The organism is Oleiphilus sp. HI0123 (assembly GCF_001635315.1).
The window spans coordinates 1-7,396 of the sequence record NZ_LWGE01000326.1; the positions used below are offsets into that span (position 1 = coordinate 1).

At 45.1% G+C, this 7,396-nt stretch carries 8 protein-coding genes; 3 read left to right on the forward strand and 5 right to left on the reverse strand.

Annotated elements, in window-relative coordinates:
• A partial coding sequence (gene rep, locus A3761_RS03105; RefSeq protein WP_082870154.1) for a DNA helicase Rep occupies nt 1-1,980 on the forward strand: 1,980 nt, incomplete at its 5' end.
• Between the two features lie 10 nt (nt 1,981-1,990).
• Here rep and A3761_RS03110 read toward each other — a convergent pair.
• The 3 genes from A3761_RS03110 to A3761_RS03120 are packed head-to-tail and all read right to left on the reverse strand — an operon-like array spanning nt 1,991 to nt 4,349.
• Entirely contained in the window at nt 1,991-2,368 is a 378-nt protein-coding gene (locus A3761_RS03110; protein ID WP_068553059.1) for a hypothetical protein, read from the reverse strand.
• 42 nt (nt 2,369-2,410) lie between these two features.
• The gene (locus tag A3761_RS03115; protein ID WP_068553057.1) at nt 2,411-3,664 is read right to left on the reverse strand and encodes a glutathione S-transferase family protein; all 1,254 of its coding nucleotides are present in this window, start codon (nt 3,662-3,664) and stop codon (nt 2,411-2,413) included.
• Nucleotides 3,665-3,689: 25 nt separating this feature from the next.
• A complete protein-coding gene (locus A3761_RS03120; protein ID WP_068513036.1) occupies nt 3,690-4,349 on the reverse strand; it encodes an alpha/beta hydrolase in 660 nt (219 codons plus the stop codon).
• A gap of 287 nt (nt 4,350-4,636) precedes the next feature.
• Here A3761_RS03120 and A3761_RS03125 point away from each other — a divergent pair, with 287 nt between their 5' ends.
• Together A3761_RS03125 and A3761_RS03130 are read left to right on the forward strand one after the other, a co-directional pair.
• Nucleotides 4,637-5,590 carry a hypothetical protein gene (locus tag A3761_RS03125; RefSeq protein WP_068506619.1) on the forward strand — a complete coding sequence of 318 codons (954 nt, stop codon included), beginning with the start codon at nt 4,637-4,639 and terminating at the stop codon, nt 5,588-5,590.
• Nucleotides 5,591-5,697: 107 nt separating this feature from the next.
• Complete coding sequence (locus A3761_RS03130) at nt 5,698-6,156, forward strand: DUF1499 domain-containing protein (RefSeq protein ID WP_082865110.1); 459 nt, start codon at nt 5,698-5,700, stop codon at nt 6,154-6,156.
• Between the two features lie 64 nt (nt 6,157-6,220).
• Here the strand turns inward: A3761_RS03130 and A3761_RS03135 are convergent, their stop codons facing one another.
• Together A3761_RS03135 and A3761_RS26760 are read right to left on the reverse strand one after the other, a co-directional pair.
• Nucleotides 6,221-6,685: a type IV pilin protein gene (locus A3761_RS03135; protein ID WP_068508008.1), complete on the reverse strand. Its 465-nt coding sequence runs from the start codon at nt 6,683-6,685 to the stop codon at nt 6,221-6,223.
• Nucleotides 6,686-6,687: 2 nt separating this feature from the next.
• Nucleotides 6,688-7,396, reverse strand: a 709-nt coding sequence (locus A3761_RS26760; protein WP_197472773.1) for a hypothetical protein, incomplete at its 5' end; no start/stop codon positions are given.

Sequence of the window (7,396 nt, forward strand, 5' to 3'; positions counted from 1 at the left end):
GTAGATTATGTTGGTGGTCCTTTACTCGTACTAGCGGGCGCTGGCAGCGGCAAGACCAGTGTAATCACGCGAAAAATTGCCTACCTGATTAAAAGCTGTGGTATTCCGGGGCGCCATATTGCTGCGGTGACCTTTACCAATAAAGCTTCTCGCGAGATGAAAGAGCGTGTCGGGCAGTTGGTTTCGGGGCCTGATGCGCGTGGTTTAACCGTATCGACTTTCCATAACCTGGGTTTGAATATCATTCGCACCGAGCATAAGGCGCTTGGCTATAAACCGGGGTTTTCTATTTTCGACAGTGAAGATGCTAAAGCGTTGATTCGCGACCTGATGATGAAAGATGGTGAAGAGAATAGCGACCGAATCAATGAATTTCAGATGGCGATTTCAAACTGGAAAAATGCCATGCTAACTCCGGCTCAGGCCGCACAGCAAGCTCAAACGCCTGACGATGTCACCCTGGCACATGTGTATGAAACCTATACTCGCTACCTCAAAGCCTATAATGCGCTCGACTTCGATGATCTGATTCTTTTACCCGTACAACTTTTCGCTGAACATCCGGATATATTAAGCAAGTGGCGGCAGAAGATTCGCTACCTCTTGGTTGATGAGTACCAAGATACTAATATGGCTCAGTACGAGCTGGTGAAGCAAATCGTGGGTGACCGTCATGCTTTGACAGTCGTAGGCGACGATGACCAGTCTATCTATGCCTGGCGTGGAGCAAGGCCAGAAAACCTGGCGCGTCTGGAAAAAGACTTCCCAAGCCTGAAGCTGATTAAGCTGGAGCAGAATTATCGCTCTACCAGTTTGATCTTGCGTGCGGCGAATACCTTGATCGCCAACAACCCTCATATGTTTGATAAAGCACTATGGAGCCAGCTGGGTGACGGAGAGCGAATTCGTGTAATTCGTTGTCGCCATGAAGATGCAGAGGCAGAACAAATTGCCGCAGAGATTCTTGATCTTAAGTTGAAAAAGGATATCCCCTTTAAAGACTTCGCTGTGCTTTATCGTGGTAACCACCAGGCGCGTCTGCTGGAAATCAAGATGCAGGCTTTTCAGGTGCCTTATCGCTTGTCTGGTGGTACCTCCTTCTTTGCCAAGAATGAAATCAAAGATGCCATGGCCTACTTGCGTCTCATTGCTAACCCTGATGATGACGCAGCATTTCTTCGGGTAGTCAACGTACCACGCAGAGAGATCGGCCCCTCAACCTTGGAGAAACTCGGAAATTATTCGACTGAGCGACATATTAGTTTGAATCAGGCTGTCGGTGAAATTGGTTTGGAACAAGTGTTGAGTGGTAAGGCGCTGGATCGGGTCAGGCGCTTTAGCGATTGGTTACGAAAAACAACGGAACGTTGTTATCAGGAAGATCCGATACCTGTGATCAAGCAGTTGTTTACCGATATTGAGTATGATCAATGGCTGTACCAAAACTCTAATACGCCAAAAGCGGCTGAGAAACGTATGGAGAATATCTGGTACTTGGTTGATTCGTTAAAAAATATGATCGACGCCGATAAAGGCACAGCGGATGAAATTGGTATAGAAGAAGCGGTTTCCAAATTGATCCTTCGAGATATGCTGGAGCAACAAGAAGAAGAGGATGATAGCGATAAGGTGCACATGCTTACGCTTCATGCCTCGAAAGGTCTTGAATTTCCACATGTTTTTATCATGGGGCTTGAAGAAGAATTATTGCCGCATAGAAACAGCATTGAAGAAGATAACATCGAAGAAGAGCGCCGCCTGATGTATGTGGGCATCACAAGAGCCCAGCGGACTTTAGCATTGACTTATGCTGCAGCACGAAAACAATATGGCGAGAAAATAGAAACCATTCCTAGTCGCTTTTTAGATGAAATTCCCGAAGATGACTTGCATTGGGAAGGTGGCGAGCAAAAAGATAAAGAGCTTGTGCAGAAAAAGGGCAATCAAACTCTTTCGGCGCTTTTAGATGGCCTCAAGTAAATATTACTGATTACTTTTGGCCGACGCTAGGGTTGGCGAGCTGTGGTCGCCATTCCCACCATTCATGTTCGCCTTCCGGCGTACTTTCTTTGGTTTTATAGACATCCCAGGTGACGAGATAGTCAGGGTTTTGTACCTGCTTACCACTAATCGGGTCGTGATAGTCACCGGGTGGTGCAATAAACCAGGGGCGAAGTGAAGAAGGGATGGTGAATTCACTTTCTTGTTTCAAGTCCTGGACGGTGATGCCATCTTCTTCTGTGACTTTGCAAACAGTACCAGCGAGCTGCTTTTGATCCAGCACTTCTCCAGACCGGTCAAAATAGGTGATGCCTACCAGAATGGTTTTTCCAGAAATGTTTTGTAGGGTAATTGCCTGATCTGTCACTGAGAATCCTTATTGAAGAAAAATATGAAGCTATCATAGCCCTTAAGCCTCTGCCGAAACAATTGTCTCTTTCAATTCAGCATCCTCTGTTTCGAAAAGAGCACAAAGTTCTAGCTGTGCTTTAATGGTATTTTGTTCGCTTTGGTCTAAACGCTTCCATTTTTCACAAAGCTCCTGCCAGGTTCTGAGTTGAAAGGTTTTTACCACTGACTTAAAAGGGTAGCCACGTAACTTTCCTGTATAAAGTGTTTTTCCCTGATTGAAGGCTAGTTCGTTGAACTCTGTTGCTCCCTGAGCTTTTGCCAGGTGATATGCCTGCTTATTTTGAACCATGAGCGATGCATAGGTGCTCATGATGGTGTTGAGCAAGGGCTTAAGTGCCCCTGAAAAATAAAGCTCCCCTTCTTTCTGTTGTAAGCGATGTTTGCCGCTATAGATCATCTCAAGCCAGGCGTGTGTCTGCGGAGCGAGTTCTTGCATTAGCTTATTTGTTTCTGGGTCGACCAGGTTCATAGCGAGTTGGCCGTAGGCACTGGCATCGGCAATGGTAAACTGATCACCGAGTAAGAATTTTTGCAGGGTTAATACTTCCTCCATGCCTTTTAGATATTGCTTCCAGCTTTCGAACAATAAGGTATGTGTTTCAGGAAAACCTTCTTTATACGGGGGGGATAGAGCTTTTGAAACACCGCTTCGATAGCTCTTTGGCGCGACACTAAATAAGTAAGGACAGCGTGCCACCTGTCGCTTAGGAAAGCGCCTGGAAAGTAGTAAGGGGCCGCCTGGCGGCAAAGCGTGACGAAATTCTTTTGCGAGTAATTTACCCATTATGTTCGACTTGGCGGAGCCTACCCAGCGCATATGATGGACCATGTATAGGCCGAACTCGTCAAAGGCTTCGTCGATTAAGCTGGCGATAAAATTCAAACAAGGGTCTTCCGGGAATAAGCGATGTCTATGGCTATTTCCCTGAGTGGGGGGCTTCTGGTCAAGATAGTGTGCGATGGCTGTGCTGTCGTATTGAAAATCTTTGCCGTTTTCAGTAAAGAAAGGAACGGCAGGGTACTCATCTAAGTCGGCATCCATTTCAGGATAGCGGCTTATCTGCTTATGCTGTTTTTGATACTCAAGGCGTAATAAGGTCTGAGTATTTTCAAGATAGCTTCCATGCGCGGGTAAGCGGCGATAAGGGATGCCACAGTACTCCAGGTAAGCTTGCATCTTTAATACGAAGGGCGAAAGCTCGACGCCCCAAATAATTGCAGAACTGATTTGTATTTTATTCTTATTTTTCATTTAGGGCTCAACCTATAAAACAGCATTACATCAAATGAGCCTGAAAGAAACGCGATAGGTCTTGTATCTCGCTTAGACAAACTTCGTGTTCCATCGGGTAGTTTAGATATTGCACTGTGTGGCCTCGCGCTTCAAGAATCGCCGCCGCTTTTTTACCTTGCCTTTCCACGACCATTGGGTCATGAGTGCCGTGGCAGATTAATACTGGCAGCTGGCTATTCGCGGGCGCGGTATCAAAGCTATCTTCTTGTGGAAAATAGGTCGACAAGCCTGCCAGTGCTGCAAGGGGGCTGGGGTAAGTTAAGGCTGCATGGTAGGCCACGGCTCCACCCTGCGAAAAGCCCATTACAATGATTCGTTCGCTCTTGATGCCTCGCTCGATTTCCCTATCGATCAGCGTTTGGATATTCTTCACCGAACTTTGCAATTGTTCGTGGTTTATCACGCGCTCTTCAGTCAGTTCAAGAATGTCATACCAGGCGGGCATGATATAGCCAGCATTAACCGTGATGGGGATTTCCGAGGCATTTGGAAATATAAAGCGTATACCTAAGCCTTCCGGTAGCGCTAATTCCTCGACGATAGGTACAAAGTCGTTTCCATTTGCCCCGAGGCCGTGCAGCCAAATAATACTTGCTGATACCGTGTCAGCAGTTTGTCGCTCAATACAGTCTAATAGGGGCATGTGATGAAATCCTTAATTATCCAATAGGTGAAAAAGATAGTTTTAATAGGTAGTATGGGTAACTCGTGTGACGCAGTGGACAAAATTAATGATAAACCTGCGTATTTGACATTGTTTAACCTTATACCTTGCTTGTAAAGCTGGCAAAGCGAGAATTATGTCTACACTGAATTAAAGCCTTTCCTGATCTTGAGTAAATTATTGGTGCTTATGGTGGCATAAGTGGCAAATGTTGTAGTTATGACGAAAAGTGCAAGGCGCTCTGTTGCTTGTTTTAGGAAGAAAAAATGAAACCCGAACTCAATACATTTCAAATGCTGAATGCAGCAAAAACAAATCTTTCAAACTTGAATCGCAGCCTATCTTTGGTGGGAGCTGGTTTAGTCATCAGTTTAGCTGCTGGCTGTGCTTCAGTTGATAAGAAGGACAATAGTGCGATGTCTGATAGCTCGGCTGAGCTTAGTGTGGCGGAAGTACAGCCAAGCCAAGAGGAGCTAGCTAGGAACGAGAAAGAAAATGCTGCTAAAGCTGATGAAATGATGAAAAGCCTTAAAGCTCCTGTGGTTGAACCAGGTGCTAAGACTGAACAGCCGGTCAGCAAAGAGGTGAAGCCTACAGTTAAGGAAGTTGTCGCAGAAGTAACGCAGAAGGCCGTTACAGCGGTAGCAGACAAGGGTGTGAAGGTAGCAGTAGAAAAAGAGCCAGCTAAAGCTGAGGTTAAAAAAGTAGCTGCGAAGGTAGAGGAAGCTAAAAAAGATGTTGTTAAAGCGCCTGTTGTGCAAAAGAAAGGCTCTGTTAAGCCCTTAGCAATTAGCGAGAAAGACCTTCCTGCAAACTATGATATTTGGGTGTTAAAGCAGGGTGATACAGCATTAACTCAAGGGCTTGTTATTAGCACGCCAACTTGGGAGATGGGTAAAGAAGGTTATATGTCTCAAATTTGGCTAACCTTTAAAGAAAATGAGATTCACATTAACAGTTCTTCTGATATTGCCAGCGAAGCAAAGAATTTAGGTATTCGTATCGACGGAGGTGACTTGATTCCTTTTACGCGAATAGCTGAGAATAATATTGGAATTGTTGAAGGTGAGTGGCTAGATAAACTGGCAAATGCGAGTAAGCTGGATATTTACCTAGGCTTCTTCCCTGGCAAGAAACCTACAAGTGATACTTTCCATAGTGATACCTCTCTGGAAAATCTGGACCGTGTTGTGGCAACTTACCGTAAGTTGAGTAAGTAATTACCTAGACTATTAGGTGAATAATAGGGCTGCATTAATGCGGCCTTTTTTGTGGCTTGAATAAATAGATTGTGCGCAATATACTTGCATAACTAGAGGATAAGACAATGAAGAAAGTTATTTATCTACTGATATTTTTTATACTGGCTGGAGTCATCACAATGCGAGTAATTGAGAACAATACAGCACCTAAATTAGGTGTTCAAAATGGTGAGCTGAAGCCCTTGGGAAGTCGGCCTAATAGCGTATCAACTCAAACCGATAAGCCTGATAAGCAGGTAAAATCGATTGCCTTCGATATAGAAGCAAAGCAGCAGATGCAGAAGGTTCAAAATGTCATAGACGCTATGCCGGGGGCAAAAATTCTTCAGCAAAGTGATCACTATTTGTATGCCGTTTTTACCAGTCCGCTGATGCGTTTCAAAGACGATGTGGAGGTTTATCTGGATGATGAGCAGAAGCTAATTCACTTTCGTTCAGCGAGTAGGGTGGGGTATTCAGACTTAGGTGTTAACCGGAAGCGATATGAGGACTTTGCTAGGCGACTGTCTGTATTGAGTCAATAAGCGAAATTAAAAAAGGCCTGTCAGCGGAAAGCTGATAGGCCTTATTGAACGGCGTATCTATCGTTTAGTTCTTATCCCAGTCAAACTCATTTGCACCGATCGCGCCGCTATTATCCTCGTCCCAGCTTTTTTGGCCTAGGGAGTTATATTCTAAAAAGCCATCGCCCGTTTGGGAATTGGTAGGAGTCGCTCGTAGGGTGTAAGAACTCCCTGTAGCCGCTTCAATCGTTAGGTCGTAGTAAACAGATGAGCCGCCTACCGGTGCGGTTGTAGCAAATACTGCGGGAGCCCCAGTATCTCCACTTTGTCCTGCATTCAGGTAAGAGTTATTTTGTGTGAAATGTTTTTCCATCGCAGCCGAAAAAGAGACTAAGGCGCCCTGAGCTTCAGAGCGTTTGGAACTCTTTACGTTATCCTGATATGACGGGTACGCGATAGCAACTATGATAGCCACTATAGCCACCACTACCATTAATTCTATCAGCGTGAAGCCCTTCTGCGAGCTATAACAATTCTTGCAGGTATACATATTTACTCCTCTTGAACCCAGTAGGTTCTAACAATTTTTCCTTCGCGATCAAGTGGATTGCACTCTGTACCAATACACAAAATGTCTTGGCCATCCACACGAAGTCTTTGTGGTGCGGTTGGTAATGATTGTGTCGTGAGCGTGCCAACTTCCCTATCGCTTGTGGTTAACTCAGAATCTAATCCGATACCGTCATAATTCTTAACCGGTGTCGCGTCAGCTATTTCGATATGGTAGAGGCGAGGAATACCGGAGCTAAAAATACAGCCGTTAGTACTTGCTGTGGGCTCGTAAGTGGTAAAGTAAACCGTTCCATCAATGGTTAAAGATGTCGCTAGCATTTTTTCGCCATCACGCGTAAAACGAATGAACCAACCCTGTTTTGGTAATATATCAGCACCGTTACCGTAGTATTCAGTATAGGCGGCTTCTTGGTTGGCTTCAGAGTTTTGGCCGCTTACGTCACCCAGGTTGTTATTCGTTGCGTCGTAAAGGTCATCCTCTATAAGTGCTGTATACTCGATAGAGCCGTCAAGGTTCTTTGGAGGTTCAAGTACGTCGGAGCTTTTTATCATATATAAACGGTCAACGACTTCATCATCAAGAGGGTGAGCTTGCCAGCCTGAACCAATGACAATAGCTAAGGTTAAGCTGCTGCTATCGCTTAGTACCGATACGTCAGGTGCATGGTAGAAACGTCTATTGTTTTCG